The organism is Breznakia blatticola (genome assembly GCF_004365815.1).
GTDB classification, from domain to species: Bacteria; Bacillota_I; Bacilli_A; order Erysipelotrichales; family Erysipelotrichaceae; genus Breznakia; species Breznakia blatticola.
Window position 1 is genome coordinate 21,450 of record NZ_SODD01000006.1, and the last position, 17,365, is coordinate 38,814.

14 protein-coding genes are annotated in these 17,365 nt (G+C 32.9%); 2 read left to right on the forward strand and 12 right to left on the reverse strand.

From position 1 onward, the window contains the following. Nucleotides 1-170: 170 nt before the first annotated feature. Nucleotides 171-1,544, reverse strand: a complete 1,374-nt coding sequence (locus tag EDD63_RS02900) for a PTS transporter subunit EIIC (RefSeq protein ID WP_134168315.1) — start codon at nucleotides 1,542-1,544, stop codon at nucleotides 171-173. Between the two features lie 387 nt (nucleotides 1,545-1,931). On the opposite strand from EDD63_RS02900, the gene EDD63_RS02905 reads away from it, so the two are divergent. After that, nucleotides 1,932-3,407: a glycoside hydrolase family 1 protein gene (locus EDD63_RS02905; RefSeq protein ID WP_134168317.1), complete on the forward strand. Its 1,476-nt coding sequence runs from the start codon at nucleotides 1,932-1,934 to the stop codon at nucleotides 3,405-3,407. Nucleotides 3,408-3,435: 28 nt separating this feature from the next. Here EDD63_RS02905 and EDD63_RS02910 read toward each other — a convergent pair whose 3' ends face one another. The 11 genes from EDD63_RS02910 to EDD63_RS02960 all read right to left on the reverse strand — a co-directional run bounded on the left by EDD63_RS02910 (nucleotide 3,436) and on the right by EDD63_RS02960 (nucleotide 15,273). Next, complete coding sequence (locus tag EDD63_RS02910; protein WP_134168319.1) at nucleotides 3,436-4,236, reverse strand: MurR/RpiR family transcriptional regulator; 801 nt, start codon at nucleotides 4,234-4,236, stop codon at nucleotides 3,436-3,438. A 168-nt stretch (nucleotides 4,237-4,404) separates the two neighbouring features. Then, entirely contained in the window at nucleotides 4,405-5,217 is an 813-nt protein-coding gene (locus tag EDD63_RS02915) for a PTS system mannose/fructose/sorbose family transporter subunit IID (protein WP_243833726.1), read from the reverse strand. Nucleotides 5,218-5,312: 95 nt separating this feature from the next. Beyond that, nucleotides 5,313-6,695: an asparagine--tRNA ligase gene (gene asnS, locus EDD63_RS02920; protein WP_134168321.1), complete on the reverse strand. Its 1,383-nt coding sequence runs from the start codon at nucleotides 6,693-6,695 to the stop codon at nucleotides 5,313-5,315. Nucleotides 6,696-6,697: 2 nt separating this feature from the next. Beyond that, complete coding sequence (locus tag EDD63_RS02925) at nucleotides 6,698-7,330, reverse strand: redox-sensing transcriptional repressor Rex (RefSeq protein ID WP_134168323.1); 633 nt, start codon at nucleotides 7,328-7,330, stop codon at nucleotides 6,698-6,700. A 279-nt stretch (nucleotides 7,331-7,609) separates the two neighbouring features. Next, on the reverse strand, nucleotides 7,610-9,214 hold the full coding sequence (locus EDD63_RS02930; protein WP_134168325.1) for a hypothetical protein: 1,605 nt from the start codon (nucleotides 9,212-9,214) through the stop codon (nucleotides 7,610-7,612). Then, a complete protein-coding gene (locus EDD63_RS02935) occupies nucleotides 9,204-10,223 on the reverse strand; it encodes a hypothetical protein (RefSeq protein ID WP_134168327.1) in 1,020 nt (339 codons plus the stop codon). The genes EDD63_RS02930 and EDD63_RS02935 overlap by 11 nt, the downstream gene beginning before the upstream one ends. A 199-nt stretch (nucleotides 10,224-10,422) precedes the next feature. Continuing rightward, nucleotides 10,423-11,859 (reverse strand): glycoside hydrolase family 1 protein, encoded by a 1,437-nt coding sequence (locus EDD63_RS02940; protein ID WP_134168329.1) that lies wholly within the window; start codon nucleotides 11,857-11,859, stop codon nucleotides 10,423-10,425. Further along, nucleotides 11,859-13,286 carry a glycoside hydrolase family 1 protein gene (locus EDD63_RS02945; RefSeq protein WP_134168331.1) on the reverse strand — a complete coding sequence of 476 codons (1,428 nt, stop codon included), beginning with the start codon at nucleotides 13,284-13,286 and terminating at the stop codon, nucleotides 11,859-11,861. Before EDD63_RS02945 ends, EDD63_RS02940 begins: the two co-directional genes overlap by 1 nt. Before the next feature lie 50 nt (nucleotides 13,287-13,336). Continuing rightward, nucleotides 13,337-13,681: a PTS lactose/cellobiose transporter subunit IIA gene (locus tag EDD63_RS02950; protein WP_134168333.1), complete on the reverse strand. Its 345-nt coding sequence runs from the start codon at nucleotides 13,679-13,681 to the stop codon at nucleotides 13,337-13,339. Nucleotides 13,682-13,692: 11 nt separating this feature from the next. Beyond that, nucleotides 13,693-14,931 carry a PTS sugar transporter subunit IIC gene (locus EDD63_RS02955; RefSeq protein ID WP_134168335.1) on the reverse strand — a complete coding sequence of 413 codons (1,239 nt, stop codon included), beginning with the start codon at nucleotides 14,929-14,931 and terminating at the stop codon, nucleotides 13,693-13,695. A 30-nt stretch (nucleotides 14,932-14,961) separates the two neighbouring features. Continuing rightward, nucleotides 14,962-15,273 carry a PTS sugar transporter subunit IIB gene (locus EDD63_RS02960; protein ID WP_134168337.1) on the reverse strand — a complete coding sequence of 104 codons (312 nt, stop codon included), beginning with the start codon at nucleotides 15,271-15,273 and terminating at the stop codon, nucleotides 14,962-14,964. A 170-nt stretch (nucleotides 15,274-15,443) separates the two neighbouring features. Between EDD63_RS02960 and EDD63_RS02965 the strand changes: the two genes are divergently transcribed. Further along, the gene (locus tag EDD63_RS02965; RefSeq protein WP_134168339.1) at nucleotides 15,444-17,351 is read left to right on the forward strand and encodes a BglG family transcription antiterminator; all 1,908 of its coding nucleotides are present in this window, start codon (nucleotides 15,444-15,446) and stop codon (nucleotides 17,349-17,351) included. Nucleotides 17,352-17,365: the final 14 nt, after the last annotated feature.

Below are 17,365 nucleotides of genomic sequence, written 5' to 3' on the forward strand. Positions count from 1 at the left end.
GCATATGAAATTAATCAAAATCATTCTTTGGCTTTGCTTTCTTCCAATCGCACTAGTTCTTGCATTCCTAAGTGGTTTTCAAAGTGCTGCAGGCAAACGATAATTAAACCCTTTATAGTAAAAAAAGTCATTATCTCACTTCAAAATGAAGGAATAATGACTTTTACTATTTAAGCAGTTGTTTTCTTACCAAAGAAATATGTCGCAACAAATGATATAACTAATGCGATAACCATAACTGCAACCGCAATAATTAAATTTCCATTTGTTCCATCTGGATTTATGTATGCAGGAATCGAAATGAAACCTGGTGTAGAGATAACGTATTGTGTCATTCCTAGTAATCCAGCAAGTAATCCCCCGATACCTCCACCAATCATAGCTCCAATTAGTGGATAACGATTAGGAAATAATACACCATATACACCTGGTTCAGTAATACCACATAATGCAGTTACACCAGCAGAGATTGATACTGACTTATCTTCAGCATTTTTAGCAAGTAACGCTGCTGCTAGACACGCTCCACCGACTGCAACATTTGCTGGTGCCATCCCTGTACAAATCAATGGATCACTACCTACTTGTGCAAGTAATGCAAATATAACTGGATATGTACCGTTATTCATTCCGAAGAACACTAATAGAGGTGTAGTAATTCCTATAATCATTACCGCGATTGCTGGTACTACATCATAAATTGCAAATACTCCATCGGCTAACCATGTTCCTACTGTGTTTCCGATAGGCCCTAATACAATTAATGTTACTGGTACTGTAACTAATATTGTAAGTAAAGGTACAAATATTGTTCGTAAGTAAACTGGTGTATATTTTTGTAATAATCGATATACAACAGACATAAATAATACACCAAGAATTACTGGGAATACCGTTGAGTTATAAGCAATTTGTGCAACATTAATACCAATGAAGTCTAAACCTTCCGCATTATTAATTGTTGAATAAAGTAGAATTGCTCCTAAAAACGCTCCAAGGTATCCATTTGTTTTTAAGCGTGATGCAGCAGAGAGTCCAATGAATACAGGCAAGAAGTAAAATGCTGCCTGATTAATTGCATAAATAATCGTGTAAGTTCCTGATTCTGTACTTACCCCAAAGAAATTAGTTAAAAGTGTTAATACTGCTCCTGTTAATCCTCCTGCAACTAAAACTGGAATTAATGGAGAGAATGTTCCACCTATAAATGATAAAACACCATTTAGAACATTCCCTCTTTCCATTCCATCTGCTTTGGCAGCATCTGCATCTTCAATGGATCCACCAACTTTGATTCCATCTACTTTTTGAAATTCTGCGTATAAATTAGCAACATCTTGTCCAATTACAATTTGATGCTCACCATTTTGAATAATTACATTTAATACACCTGGAATACTTTTAATTTTCTCAATATCAACTTTATCTGTGTTATTTATTTGTAGACGTAGGCGTGTCATACAGTGACTAACAGTAGCGATATTTTCAACTCCACCACTATATTCGATAATCGAGTCTCTGATATTTTTAAAATCTTTGCTCATTTTATATTTCTCCTTTTAAGTAAATTAAATTACGTTGTTATACATGTAACTCTTATTTCGTGACAATTTGCGCAAACTATCACATGGCAACACTTTTGAAACCGCTACCATTGTGACTTCATTATAACAAAGACAATTTTAGATAAGGGGGCAAAAAGTTGCCCCAAACCTAAAGAATATAAAATTTGGATTCATCTTTCCCTACTTTCCTTATTTTCTATCCTTATATAAAGTGAAATTGGATATTTTTTGACTCATCTTTTCTGGGACAAATTTACGCCCCCTTACATTTTTTTGGATTGCTATAATCGAAATGTAATGGTGGTTCACGAAATAACCATTACTTCAATTTGCGCAGACACAGTAAAAGAAAGAAGAGGAAAAAATATGCATTATAACCATGACCCTAAATTTCCAGAAGGGTTTTTCTGGGGAGCGAGTAGTGCTGCTTGGCAAGCTGAAGGTGCCACAAAAGCAGATGGTCGTACTCCAGCAATTATTGATTTAAATTCACAGAAAAAAAAGCCATTTGCTGACAACTCAATTGCAGCAGATCACTACAATCACTATAAAGAAGATGTTGCCTTAATGGCAGAATGCGGATTTACATCATATCGTTTTTCACTAGCTTGGCCTAGAATCATCCCACATAGTGATAGAAAAGTAAATCAAGCTGGTATTGATTTTTATAACAATCTTATTGATGAGCTATTGCAATATAACATTACACCTATTGTTACACTTTACCATTACGATATGCCTGTTTGGGTTGAAGAAAAATGTAACGGTTGGTTAGATAGAAGTATTGTTGATGAATTTGAATACTACAGTAAAGTATGTTTCGAGCACTTCGGTGATAGAGTAAAATACTGGCTAGCAATCAATGAACAAAATATGCAAATTTGCTATGGTGATTGGCTGGGAGTATCAAAAGGATGTGATGATTGGTTTAAGCAAAAATGGATTATCAATCATAATATGAACTTATGTTCAGCAAAAGCTGTAATTGCATGCCATGAAATGGTTGAAGGCGGAAAAATTGGTCCTGTTCCTGGGATGGTTCCGATTTACCCTGAAACTTGTAAACCAATGGATCAAATTGGTGCAATGAATGCAGAAGAATTTACAGAAAAACTGTGGAATGATACAAACGTCTATGGAAAATACAGTAACTTCTTAAAGAATTACTGGAAAAACCATGACATTGATCCAGGAATCCAACCTGGTGATGAAGAACTTATGGCTAAAGCAAAAGTAGATTTTATTGGAGTTAACTGTTATCGCAGTAATACAGGAAAATATGCACCTGCAAATGCAAAAACACAAGACTACCTGTTAAATAAAGATGGAGTGAAAGGAAATTTAACTTTTCCTGTAGTTCCAGGTGAATATGCACTAACCAGTAACCCTTATGTAGAAACAAATGATTGGGATTGGGAAATTGATCCAGTTTCATTACGCTATACATTACGTTATCTATGGGATCACTATCATTTACCAATGATTATTACAGAAAATGGATTTGGAATGCATGAAAGTAAAGATGCAGATGGACAAGTTCATGATCCTGAACGAATTGACTTTTTACGAGAAAACATTTATCAAGTTGGTTTAGCAATTGAAGATGGATGTGAGGTGTTGGGATATAACCCATGGTCATTTACTGACATCCTTTCTACAGGAAATGGTATGGCAAAACGCTATGGTTTAGTATACATAGATGCAACCGATGAAGAACTAGTAAATGCAAAAGATTCTTCAGAACTTGCTATGAACAGAATCAAAAAAGATTCATTCTATTGGTATTCAAAACTAATCAAATCCAATGGACGTGATTGGGGTAAGGATATGCATCAAGAATAAAACAACAAAAGGTGTCGCAAGATACCTTTTATAGTTTTGTTCCATATTTTGTGTAATACGCATGATATAACATATCAAAGAAATAATTAAGCCCATACTTCCCTGCTATACTCTTTTCATTTGAATGATCATAATCGCTTAAAAATAAAACTTCATGATACGTATTGGAGAATTCCTTTTCTCTTGCAGTGGTTATCAGTGTCTTATGTGCTTTCACATTAACAATCAAATCTTTTAACTCTTTGGCAAATTGTCCAGATGTTGAAACTACCATAAGATAGTCATTCTCACTTAATTCAAGTAAGCTTTGTTCATCGATATTTGTATCAGACATCACATTTACAATCTTACCACTAAGTACTAACGGTCTTTGAAATTCCAACAACACCATATTGCTAGAATATGAAGAAAGTAACACAACATGATTGCTATTGTGTATATAAGAAACTATCTTTTCATAATCTGCTTCATGAATATTATGATCAACCTCTGCAGGCATCGTTAATAACTCATTTTGTGTCCATTTAGCATAATCTGTAAGACTTTCATGACCTTTTTGCAAACCAATAAAATATGAAAATTCGTGACTCATTGACTTAAACTCATTCTTTAAATCTTTGAAATTCTCATAACCAATGTATTTACAAAATCTTCTCACCGAACTTCTTGAAACGAAACAATCATCTGCAACTGTGTAAATATTTGCATCTCTTAATTCTAAATAATGTTCTAAGAAATATTTCGCTAAAATATAGTTTGTATCATCTTTATCTTGCTCATTGATAACTTGAAGAAGTTTATTGATTAAGCTCAACTTGTATATACTCATAGACACCTCCACAACTGTGATAAAAATATAGTAACATGAGATTAACCTAAAAAATAGTACATTATAGTAGTCAATTACTATATATTAATACATTTCAAACAAATGTTAATGAAAAAAACAGAGGTGGATTTTTGATATTTCCACCTCTATTTCAAATGCATTTCTTGTTTACACAATACCAAATGCCGACAAAGTAATACAAACAATAATTAGTCCGATAAGTATTGTTGTTGTTTTAACTTTCTTACCTAATAACCAATACATAATTAGGAAAAATACTGCTGGGAAGAATGCAGGCATAATTTGATTGATATATCCCTGAAGTGGTTCTGCAAAATCCCCACTACCAATTTGAATTGGTAACTCAAAGTATATGTTTGTTGCTGCCATTCCACCAATAACCATCAATCCTAAAATTGATGCTGCTGTTGTGATTTTAGAAATAATTCCACTATTACCTAAATCATTAAAGAACTTAGCTCCCAGTTTAAATCCTTTATCTAAACATACATAACGTAAGATAAAGTGTGGCACATTAATAATCAGTAAGAATGCGATTGGACCCATGATATTTCCTTGGTTTGATAAAGAGATTGCTACTCCAGCTGCAATAACTTTCAATGTTCCCCAGAAAAATGAATCTCCTACTCCAGCCATTGGTCCCATTAAACTTGATTTTACTGCATTAATACTTGAAGCATCGAATTCTGGATTTCGGGAATTTTCTTCTTCCATTGCTCCAGAAATACCAACTAACAACGTACAGATGTGTGGTGTTACTGACATAAACTCCAAATGACGTTGTAATGCAAGTGCACGATCTTCTTCTGAATCATACAGTCTACGAATAATTGGAGCCATCATATATGCATATGCTAAGTTTTGCATACGTTCATAGTTCCATGATGAATCAAGTGTTTTCACAATATTCAAAACTTCTTCTTCATCTTTGATAATTCCTATAATTATATTTAAATCCAAAAGATATCCTACATATGACTTTTTTAAATATTCATTACTTTTCCCTTTAAAAAACCCCTTATCATCAGACAATCTGATAACAAGGGATGTTTGTACTAAAATTTTAAGTTTTTAGGTGTACGTGGGAATGGTTCAACATCACGAATGTTTTGCATACCTGTTAAATACATCAACATACGGTCGAATCCTAAACCAAATCCTGCATGTTTACAACCACCGTAGCGACGTAAATCCATGTACCATTGTAAATGTTCACTTTCCATGTTCATTTCTTTCATACGCGCTTCTAATACGTCATAACGCTCTTCACGTTGTGATCCACCAACAAGTTCTCCAACTCCTGGTACTAATAAATCACACGCAGCAACTGTTTTGTTGTCATCGTTGACGCGCATATAGAATGCTTTGATATCTTTTGGATAATCTGTTAAGAATACAGGACCATCTACAACTTGCTCACAAATGTAACGTTCGTGTTCACTGTTTAAGTCCATTCCCCAGAATACTTTGTTGTCAAATTTAACATCTGCTTTTTCTAGGATTTCAACAGCTTCTGTATATGTCATACGTTTGAACTGAGAATCACGCACTTTGGTAATACGGTTGATTGCATCTTTATCAATCATCGTGTTAAAGAAGTTCATTTCTTCTGGTGCGTTTTCTAATACATAATCAATACAGAATTTAATCATATCTTCAATTAAATCCATGTCATCATCTAAATCCGCGAATGCGATTTCCGGTTCAATCATCCAGAACTCACTTGCATGTCTTGATGTATTTGAGTTTTCTGCTCTAAATGCAGGACCAAATGTATACACATCTCTAAAAGCCATCGCAAATGCTTCTACGTGTAATTGTCCAGTTACGGTTAAGAATGCTTCTTTACCAAAGAAGTCTTCTTCATAGTTTGCATCATCTCTAGTAGTTGCAGTAAACATTTCTCCTGCACCTTCTCCATCATTACCCGTAATGATTGGTGTATGTACATATACGAATCCTTGGTTTTGGAAGAATTCGTGAATTGCCATACTCAATACACTACGTAGACGGAAAATTGCATAGAACGTATTTGCTCTAGGACGTAAATGCGCAATTTCACGCATATACTCAAATGAATGACGTTTCTTTTGTAATGGATAACTTGGATCACAAGCACCTAGTAATTCCATTTCTTTCACTTCTACTTCAAATGGTTGTTTACCTTCTGGTGTTGCTTTCAGTTTTCCCATAACACGAATGGCACTACCTGTACCATATTTTGTAATGGCATCATATCCTTTGATGTCACCTTTGTATACTAACTGACAATTTCGGAAGTAACTACCATCATTCATCTCAATAAATCCTACTTTTCCATTATCACGGTTGGTACGGATCCATCCTTCTAATTCTACATACTCTAATGAATCGATTTCCATGGTTGAGCCTGTTAGCATCATCTCATAGAGTTCTCTAATGGTAATAAATTCAAACATCGTTACTCTCCTTTTTTATCTTTCGCGTTTGTTTCAAATACAAGTTCTTGTATACTACTTACAACATCGACTACTTTTACGGATACGTAGTCTGGAACTTGTATATATTTATGCGTGAAATCAACGATTCCACGAATACCGTTTGCTATAAGTCGGTCCACAGTTTGTTGCACATTATCACTAATGGCAAGAATTGCAATACGACATCCTTCTGGCATTTCTTTTTCCAATTCATCGATTGGATAAACAGGTACGCCAAAACGAGTTCCTTGTCGATCTGGATTGCTATCAAAAGCAACTGCAATCTCCCCAACAACGTGGTCCCAATTGTTGTATTTTAGTAATGCACGTCCTAAATTCCCTGCTCCTACTAAAATAATCTTCTCATCAAAATCCACACCTAATTGTTCATTAAATATTTCGATTAAGGTATCAATATCATACCCATATCCTTGCTTTCCTAAATTCCCCAATAAAGAAAAATCACGACGAATCGTCGTTGACTCAATTCCTGTTAAAGCACTTAAATCTTTAGACATGATTCTTTCATTTCCATATTTCTTCAATCGTCTAAGCGCTTTAAGATATACCGGATATCTTTGTAAGGTTGCCTTAGGTACTTTTCTACTTTCCATGTTTATCACCCATGTGTATTGTAACACATAAGTGCTACTTGTGAAATAATTAATTTTCGTCACAAGTGATTCTAATGAACATATAAAATGATATGTTTTATGCACTTCTTTTCACATATCTGCAAATACAACAAAAGGCGAATAAACGCCTCTTGTTATCGTATGATTAACCCTCTCTGTTAACCTGTATAAATCCTACACTTGAATAGCTAACTTGTCAATTTTGTGAGTTTGTTCACATGTGCTTCAATTTTATATGAGAGTTAAATTTGCATTTTATTAAATCATTATATTTAAAGGCAATAAAAGTTTCTTAAATTCACTTACATAAGACTCATTAAGTAAGTTGTATTTTACGACAGATTCATAATCTATTACATTTAAATTATCATTCATTAAGTATTTTTTTTGTGCATTGGCATATTCTTCATCTTTTAAAGTTGCACTTAATATTACCTGTTTATTTAAACTTATATATATATCAATCATTTTCTTCTCTTTTGACGTTGATAACTCACCATCTCTAAATGAATCTACTATTATCGGCAAGTCATGCTTTAACACATTCGATAAAGCAACAGTTCTACAAAAGTAATACTCATTTTCAGTACTACCTGAAAGAATCTTAGATGCTGTTGAAAAAATATCTTTATAAATCGTAGAGGTGTCTAATTCAATTTTTGCTTGAAGTTTGTTCATCTCATTTACTATATTATTTTTCACTTCTAAAAACTTCTTGTTTTCATCTCCATTAATTGTTGAAGATATCTCTAAATCATTTTTTAGTTCAGATATCTCTACATCTAATTTTTCTATCTGCTCCAAATATTGGTTTACATTCTTAATTTCTTCATGATAAACCAAATAATCGAGAGTTTCTTTTGGTGTATTCATCATAAATGATCGCTTTGAATCGATTATTTTAGCAATATTCAAATTATACTCTTCAACAATTTCGTTTTTAAGTAAAATTTGTCCTTCAATTGCTGAAATAATGTTTTTTCTAACATCCTTGTTGCTTGTATCGAATTGAAAGCCTTTTTTTATATATATCACTTTATCACTCCCACATTCTCCACAAATTAAGTTTCCCTCCTCAACCTTACGATTAAGAGAATTTAACTCATGTATAAGTTCTTGAAGTTTTATAATCCTATTAATTTCTCTTGTTCTTTTTTTCTTTATTTCGATATGTTCGCTTTCCAATGTTTGTAACTGTAGTCGGACTGTCTCAGATTCTTCAATATCAATCGTCTTACTAACTGATTCAAATACTTTTTTATTGCTTTGAATAAATCTCACCTTTTTTTCTAAATTCTTTTTTTCGTCTTTTTTTAATTTAATATCGCTTTTAAGCTTTTCAAGATCTGAATTTGGTAAGATTGCATGTCCTGCGATACTGGCAATCATCTTCAAGAAGTCATCTTTATTACATCCCATTTTATTGATAATATTTGCCGGATTTCTTTTATCTTGAGGAATAATAGACATTTCATAATACACTGAAAAGTCTACAATTTTCTCCTTATTTGCTTTTTTATACTTTGGCAAGGGAATAATACTTGAATTTACAAAGTACTTAAACTCACTTATTGAATCGAAAATATGTAGTTTTTCATTTTCTATTAACAATATGCAATTTTTTCTTCGAACAATTTTTAGATCCTTTTCATTTATCGTGCACTCTAAGTAAGTATAGTAATTTTTTATATCTATTCCATCAGGAAACGAATCTGAAGCACCTAGAGTATAACTTATGGATTGTAAAACAACCGTTTTTCCCTTGTTATTATCAAGGCTAAATAGGATATTAACTCCGTTATTTATTCTACTTTCAACGTATGCTTCTTGTGAATTACCGATTGCCACTTTTTTAATTATCATAATATCCCCCTAACGTTACACTAATAATATATTTTGAAGACAGCTCAGATAATTCACTAGGCAAGTTAGTGATCTTATTCATTACATTTTGGTAGACATACTCTACATCATCACGTTTTCTGACTTCCTCAACTACGACATCTAAAAAGCTAAATAATTCGACAGGATTATTTAGATTAAAAAAAGCACGACTAATTTCTGCATAGATTGATAGAATAATATCTTTTTGTTCTTCATGACCTTTTTCATTCAAATAATTATTTGAAAACCGCAAGGGCGTACCAATAATATCATTGTTAAATAAATCATAACCAATAACTCTTGAAATTATAAATGATTCAATGTTTTTTCTTTTTATATATTTTTTATATTTCTCACACTCCGATATTGAATTTATTTTTTCATTCTCTACACATATAAGTTTTAATGTCATTCTCATAGTTGTAATTTCACCAAACATCATTTCTAATTTCGCATCATCTAGACTCTCTAACGCTTTCACAGGCAATGAATTGATTACATGCTCACTTTTCGTTCTGGAATCTACAACTATTTCAAGATTTGAAAAAAAATCAAAATAGACCTTTTCCTCAATAGATTTATGGTAATCGTGACCGTAAGATTTATCAATTTCATTATAAAATGATTTCATAATTAAATCTTTTTTCTTTGGTTTAAAACAGTTTATATCCAATTTGATAAAATTTTCACCAGTATCAGGCGTAATTAAGTAATTCTTAGGCAAAACCCTACAGTATAAAACATATTGTTTAAAATATATATTAGAAAGGTGGTTGCTAAATAATGTAATTAATGATTCTCCAATTTTTGATGCATTAAAGGAAGTGTAGTTTTTGGCTTGTGCATCGATTATATATTCAAATGCTAATGTGGAAGCTGATATATCATTAAACATGTCAACTAGAAAAATATCATCTACACTCTTGTTTTTTAGAGTATTCATTAAATAAAGCATAGCCTTCGTTTCATACTCTTCACCTTTAGGCATATTTTGTTCTGTTCTCTTGAATGTATACAAACATTCTCACCTCGTTCCTTAATTATGTAAATCGGCTCACAAATAATTATACACTATTTATTTATATATTTGTAATCTATTTTTTTGTAGAAAATATCCATAAAATCGAATACGCATATAAAAACAACGCCACTTTCTCAAGTTAGCGTTGTTTTATTATGTTTCATGTTTAATCCAAGTCTTCACCATTAGAAGTAATTACTTTTTGCATCCATGCATAACTATCTTTTTTGATGCGTTTTGCACTACCTTTACCATAGTCATCAATGTCTACATAGATAAATCCATAGCGTTTACTCATTTCACTTGATGAACAACTAATGATATCAATTGGTCCCCAAGCATAGTATCCACGTAGATCTACTCCATCTTGGATTGCTGCTTTCATTGCTTTGATATGTTCACGATAGTAATCAACACGATATGTATCATGTACTTGACCATCTTCTAATTTATCAAAGTATCCAATACCATTTTCTGTAATATAGATTGGACATTGGTAACGATCATAGAATTCATTTAAGAGAATACGTAATCCATTTGGATCAATTGACCATCCCCATGGGTTAGTAGGTAATTCTTTATTACGGTGTGCACCTTCATCTTTGTAGTAAGAATCATAGTCAGATACTTCTGTATAGTAATATGAGAATGACATAAAGTCTGCTGTATTCTTTAAATCTTCTTCATCTCCTTCATAGAAGGTAATATTAATACCTTTATCTTTGAAGAATGCAAATGCATAGTTTGGATAATACCCACGTAGTAATACATCTGCATAGAAGTATTCCATTTGGTTTAGTTTCATGGAACCAAGTACATCTTCAGACTTGCTACTCGCTGCAAATGTAGGACCACCACATAACATCATACCAATTTCAACATCTGGATAGTGTTCATGCGCATATTTTGTTACTCGTGCACTTGCTACCATCTCGTTATGTACCCCTTGATATTTTGCTTCTGCTAGATTTTCTACTAAATCTTCAGCAATACCTAAGTGATTAAATGATTCATGTTTAATCAAGTTGATTTGGTTTACAACAATCCATTTCTTTACACGATCTGCATAACGATCCAAAATCACTTGTCCATAACGTTCAAAGTAATCCACAACCTTGCGGTCATACCATCCTTTGTAGTTGAGTGTTAAGTTTAATGGAATTTCGTAGTGTGACATTGTAATAAGTGGTTCCATTCCATTTTTGATAATTTCATCAATTAAATTATCATAGAATGCTAGCCCTTTTTCATTAGGCATTTCATCATCACCATTTGGGAAGATTCTTGCCCAGTTAATTGATGTTCTAAATGTTTTTAGACCTAATTCAGCTAATAGTTTTAAATCTTCTTTGTATGTATGATAAAAGTCAATTCCCCAACGTTTTGGAAAAATACGGTCTGTACTTTCCATTGCTTCTTTTACGTATGCTGTCGTGATTTCTGCATTACTTTTCTTTTCTAGAGCAATATCATCACGAAACTCATTAATGTCAGCAACACACCAACCTTTACCATCTACATCCCAAGCACCTTCACATTGGTTTGCTGCTACTGCACCACCCCAAAGAAAGTTTGTAGGAAACCCCTGATTATTTTGTTTCATTATAATTCTTCTCCATTTGTTTCAATTACTTTTTTATACCAATCAAAACTTTTCTTCTTGTAGCGTTTTCCACTACCTTGACCACGATCATCTAAATCTACATAGATATATCCATAGCGTTTACTCATCTCACCTTGTGATGCACTAACAATATCAATTGGACCCCAAGATGCATAACCAATCATCTCAACTCCATCTTTTACTGCTTCACGCATATTTTCAATATGTGCACGTAGATATTCAATACGGTACGTATCATCTACGGTTTCATCAACTAATTCATCGATTGCTCCTAAACCATTTTCTGCAATGAAAATCGGTTTTTTATAGCGATCATAATATGCATTTAGTGAATAACGTAAACCGATTGGATCGGTTTGCCATCCCCAAATAGAAGCTGGTAATTTTGGATTTGACAGTAAATCATTTCCATGTTCTTTATCATATAATCCAGAAGAATAGTAACTAAATGAAATGAAATCAACTGGATTGTTTTTAAGTACTTCAAGATCTTCTTGCGTTGCTTCAACTTTAATATTATTTTCTTCAAAATAACGTAATGCATATCCTGGATATTCTCCACGTGCTGTTACATCACTAAAGAAGTAATCATTCATTTGCATTGCTTGCAGTGATTGGAAGGCATCCTCAGGACTTGTTGATGCTGGATATCCTAATACTTCTCCATTCATCATTCCCATTTGACAAGAAGCATCTGTTTTATGTGCATACTCTACTGCTTTTGCACAAGCTACAAATTGGTTATGAACTGCTTGATAACGATCACTTAGCCAGTCTTCATGTTCCCCTTTTAACATTCCTAATGAACAGTAATCACCCCAACCAAGCATATTGATTTGATTGACTAAAATCCAGTATTTAACTTTTCCATGGTATCTGTCAAATAGGACTTTGAATAAGTTCATATAAAAATCAATAAGTTTTTTATTTGTCCATCCTTTATATTCTGTAGCTAAATGTAATGGTAATTCATAGTGAGACATCGTCATCACTGGTTCAATTCCTAGTTTTACCATCTCATCAATCAAGCCATCATAGAATTTTAATCCTTCTTCATTAGGTTGACTCTCATCCCCTTTAGGAAAGATACGTGGCCAGTTAAATGAAGTACGTAAACAAGTAAATCCCATTTCTTTCATTAATGCCAAATCTTCTTTATACGTATGATAGAAGTCGATTCCCACACGACGAGGATAATACCCTTCTTTATCTTCTAATGCAGATAGTACACTTTCTTTTGTTTGTTCATACCCAAGTGTTCCTTGTCTTGAATATGCCTCTGGTAATGCTACTACATCCATTACACTTGGTCCTTTGCCATCTACATCCCAAGCACCTTCTGCTTGGTTTGCTGCAATTGCACCACCCCATAAAAAATTCTTTGGAAAACCAGTATTTGCTTTCATTGTATCTCCTTCTCTTTCTAAAAAGGAGTCTACGAAGAGACTCCACTAAATTATTTGTTTTCTAATGCTGAAATTCTTGTTTCATAACTTTCGAAAATCTTGATTAGTTGCTTCGTGATATTAATCTCACTATAAATTGTCATTAATGTATCTTGCGCGTGAGCAAAGAGTAGAGAATATTCAGACTTTTCACCTCTTGTTTCACCTTGAATTGCATCCGTTTGGACTTTATGTGCTTCAGTGATCTTTGCCTGCGCTTCTTTCATTAATTCTTTCGCTTTGTCAAAATCAAAATTCGAAATTTCAATTAGTGCATCTTTACACTTTACCCTTGCATCACCTGCTGCAAGAATAATTGACATCGCGGTTTGTACTGCTTGTTCGTTGTCTGACATACTTCTCTCCTTTACGCTTTTTCGCTTATTTCTTTTGTTTCAATATCTAGTTCTTGTTTTTCATATGCTTTGAAGAATGGATACCAGATTAGTGATGCAATTACAAACACTATTACCATCAATAATATTCCTTGAATAGAACCAGTTGTTAACCAAGTTGAAATTGGGAATGGACAGTACCACATTTGGAACGTAATTGTTGGAATTGGTGCAAATGCAATTACTTTTGTAAATAACCACACAACTAATGGTAAAATGATACCTTGTAGCCACATTGGAATCATTAAAATAGGGTTCCAAGCAATTGCACCAAACACAATAGGTTCATTAATATTAAATATTGTTGGTGCAATAGATGCAGTTCCTAAAGCTTTTAATTTCTTCGATTTTGATCGTATAAGCATAAATACTAGAGGCATTGTACATCCAATACCACCAATCCATAAATATGCTGAATAAATTGTTGGATCTGTAACTAAATTTAAAGCTGTTCCATCAATATTTGCTTGAATTGCAGTAAGTAATACAGGGTTGATAATTGGTGTAAGTACCCATGTAGAAATACCAAGTGAGTATAAGAAACACACAACAAACATCATTAATGAGAATCCCCAAGGCGTTTCAATAACGTTTTGTAATGGCATGAATATTGATAGTACAAAGTTATACACGTCAAATCCAACAATATCAACCAATACCCAACCTACAACAATGATAATTCCAATTGGTAACATTGCATCAAACCACGATCTAACGAAATCAGGAATTACAGAATCTTCTTTGAAGAAAGAGAATTTCCCGAATAATGACATTACCCAACCAGCGAATAATCCAGCAACAATTGCGACGAACATACCACCAGCTCCTAATGCACTGTGTCCAAATCCTGGAGCACCATCTGCAATTACTTGTGGTGAAATAATAATTAAGAATAAGATAACTCCTGCCATCGCAGCATTGAATCTTTGTTTACGTAATCTTTTCTTTTCCATTAAGTTTAATGGAATCAAGAAAGCGATGATTAATGAAATCATTCCCATTGTCCATCCAAATGGAGTCCAGAAGCTAGGCAAGAACGCAAATGCTTCATATTCATTTAAAATCGCTAACATACAGAATATTGACCCTAAGAAGATCAATGGTAATGCTTGCATGATTGAATCCTTTAAAGTTACAATCCAAACATTATTATTAATTTTTGTCATCTTTGGAGAAAAACTATTCTCCAACCAATAGATTAATTTATTCATATTTTCCCTCTATTTTTCTAATCTTTTTATTTAATTCATTTCTTCTAATAAGTGATCTAATGCTTTTTCACCATTTAATGTTGAATAGTAATCTGCTTTCATTAAAATTACTTTAACTGGAGCATCTCCAACATACTCATCAACTTCATCCATGATGTACTCTAAGTGTGGTCCAACCATAAGTGCATCGATTTCATCTACATAGTTTTCAATTTCACTTTCACCTCTTGCAGTGATCGAGATTTCTAAACCTTTTGCAGATGCAGCTTTACGGATATTTGCAGCCATAAATCCACTACTTGCTCCTGATCCACATACGAGTAATACATTCAGTTTTTTCATTACATTTCCTCCTATAAACCGGTTTAACTACTTGTATTATGAAATATAATCAAAAATGTCTCAACTTAAGTTTTGCACCCTAATCGTGCAAACAATTGCTTTCACTTTTATGGTGCATTATTATGTTTTGCTTTTTACTTGATTTACTATATTATATAAATATGGAAAAGATGAATAGTATTGAAACACAGTTAGTCAAAGCATTACTTGATGGCAGTGGATGGACCAAAGCGAGCGCATTAGCACAAACACTTAATGTGTCTTCACGTAGTATTAAAAACTATGTAGCACAATTTAATGCAACCCACAACAATGTTATTGAATCATCAAGAAATGGCTACTGTATCTCACCAGAGATTGCAACAGAATTACTTGCCAATGCTTCAAGTGAAAAAGAAGTAGAGTTAGATCGTGTTGCATACATTATCAATGAATTGGTTAAAGAAGCTTCAGTTGATGCTTTTTCTTTGTGTGAAGATTTATTTATCAGTATGTCTACATTAAAAAATGAACTAAAGAAAGTAAAACGAAAAGTCCAAAAATTCGATTTAACTTTAGAAAATAAAAACGATTATTTGTCCTTACAAGGAATTGAAAAAAATAAACGTAAACTTGTAAGTAGTATTTTATATGAGGAATCTAGTGTCAACTTTGTGAATCTAAAATCATTACAAGATGGATTTCCATCAATTGATATTGATTTTATTAAGGCAACAGTTGTGCAAACATTTGAAACATACAAGTATTTTATCAATGATTATTCTTTGACAAATCTAGTGTTACATATCACGATTGCCATTGACCGTATTCAAAGTGATTATACAAGTACACTTGAAGATTCTACGAATATCAAACATCCGCATGAGCACCGACTTGCACAAATCATCGCATCGCGTTTGGAAGAAGAATTTCACATCACCTACAATGATAGTGAAATCTATGAATTATCTTTACTTATCGCAGCACATGCAAATGCGATTGATTTAGATAACATCAATCATTCAAACTTAGAAGATTTAATCGAAAAAGATACATTGGATTTAGTAAACAACTTAGTGGATGGAGTAAATGCTTTCTACTATATCAATCTAAAAGAACCTGAGTTTTTAACAAGGTTTGCACTGCATATTCGAAATCTACTTGTTCGTGCTAAATTTAACTACTCAAGTAAAAATCCATTAGCTGCAGGAATTCAGTACACATGTCCACTGATCTATGATGCTGCAATTTATATGGCTAGCGGAATAGAAGAAGCAACAAACATTAAAATCAACGAAGATGAAATTGCCTACATTGCATTCCATCTCGGTAGTGCCTTAGAAACACAAAAAGCAATACAAAACAAAATCAATGCGCTTTTGTATTGTCCAAACTATTATGATATGAACTCAAAGCTTGTGGATTCTATTCATATAGAATTCTCAAATTACATCTTAATTAAAAACGTAGTAACAAGTGAAGCAGAGATCGAAAACTACGATATGTATGATTTAGTTATTTCTACAATTCCAATCAGTGGAATTATTCCAATTCCAACATTGATAGTCAGCTTTATGTTTAACGAAAAAGATCGTTATGCCATACGCACAAAAGTAAATGAAATACTTATCGCTAAAAAGCAGTCCATCTTACGCACGCACTTAAAAACAATTATTCTAGATGAAATGTTTGAAACCAATAAGTCGCTAAAAACAAGTGATGAAGTCATTCATTATCTTTGTGATAAAGCATATAAACTAGATTATGTAGATGAAACATTCGAAGAACAAATTCAAGCACGCGAACAAATGTCATCTACAGCATTTAATTCCTTTGCGATTCCTCATGCAATGCGCATGACGGCAAAGAAAACTGGGATTAACATTCTCATATCCCCTACTGGTATTACTTGGGGAGATAAAGTTGTAAATCTTGTAATGATGTTATCATTTAACATCAATGAGCGATTTATTTTCAATGAGATATTTGATACAATCACTATGATTTTAAGTGAACCAGAAAACGTAAAACAAATTATTCAAGCTAAAGATGCAGACCAATTCATTGAATTGCTTGTATCGTATGTAAATGAACCATAAGCAAAAGCATAGAA

Excerpts from the sequence above, each read along its gene's own strand:
- asnS (WP_134168321.1), bottom strand. The coding sequence starts at position 6,695 with ATGTTTGAATTTATTACCATTAGAGAACTCTATGAGATGATGCTAACA.
- EDD63_RS02945 (WP_134168331.1), bottom strand. The coding sequence starts at position 13,286 with ATGAAAGCAAATACTGGTTTTCCAAAGAATTTTTTATGGGGTGGTGCA.
- EDD63_RS02910 (WP_134168319.1), bottom strand. The coding sequence starts at position 4,236 with ATGAGTATATACAAGTTGAGCTTAATCAATAAACTTCTTCAAGTTATC.
- EDD63_RS02955 (WP_134168335.1), bottom strand. The coding sequence starts at position 14,931 with ATGAATAAATTAATCTATTGGTTGGAGAATAGTTTTTCTCCAAAGATG.
- EDD63_RS02925 (WP_134168323.1), bottom strand. The coding sequence starts at position 7,330 with ATGGAAAGTAGAAAAGTACCTAAGGCAACCTTACAAAGATATCCGGTA.
- EDD63_RS02935 (WP_134168327.1), bottom strand. The coding sequence starts at position 10,223 with ATGCCTAAAGGTGAAGAGTATGAAACGAAGGCTATGCTTTATTTAATG.
- EDD63_RS02965 (WP_134168339.1), top strand. The coding sequence starts at position 15,444 with ATGAATAGTATTGAAACACAGTTAGTCAAAGCATTACTTGATGGCAGT.
- EDD63_RS02960 (WP_134168337.1), bottom strand. The coding sequence starts at position 15,273 with ATGAAAAAACTGAATGTATTACTCGTATGTGGATCAGGAGCAAGTAGT.
- EDD63_RS02940 (WP_134168329.1), bottom strand. The coding sequence starts at position 11,859 with ATGAAACAAAATAATCAGGGGTTTCCTACAAACTTTCTTTGGGGTGGT.
- EDD63_RS02900 (WP_134168315.1), bottom strand. The coding sequence starts at position 1,544 with ATGAGCAAAGATTTTAAAAATATCAGAGACTCGATTATCGAATATAGT.
- EDD63_RS02930 (WP_134168325.1), bottom strand. The coding sequence starts at position 9,214 with ATGATAATTAAAAAAGTGGCAATCGGTAATTCACAAGAAGCATACGTT.
- EDD63_RS02950 (WP_134168333.1), bottom strand. The coding sequence starts at position 13,681 with ATGTCAGACAACGAACAAGCAGTACAAACCGCGATGTCAATTATTCTT.
- EDD63_RS02905 (WP_134168317.1), top strand. The coding sequence starts at position 1,932 with ATGCATTATAACCATGACCCTAAATTTCCAGAAGGGTTTTTCTGGGGA.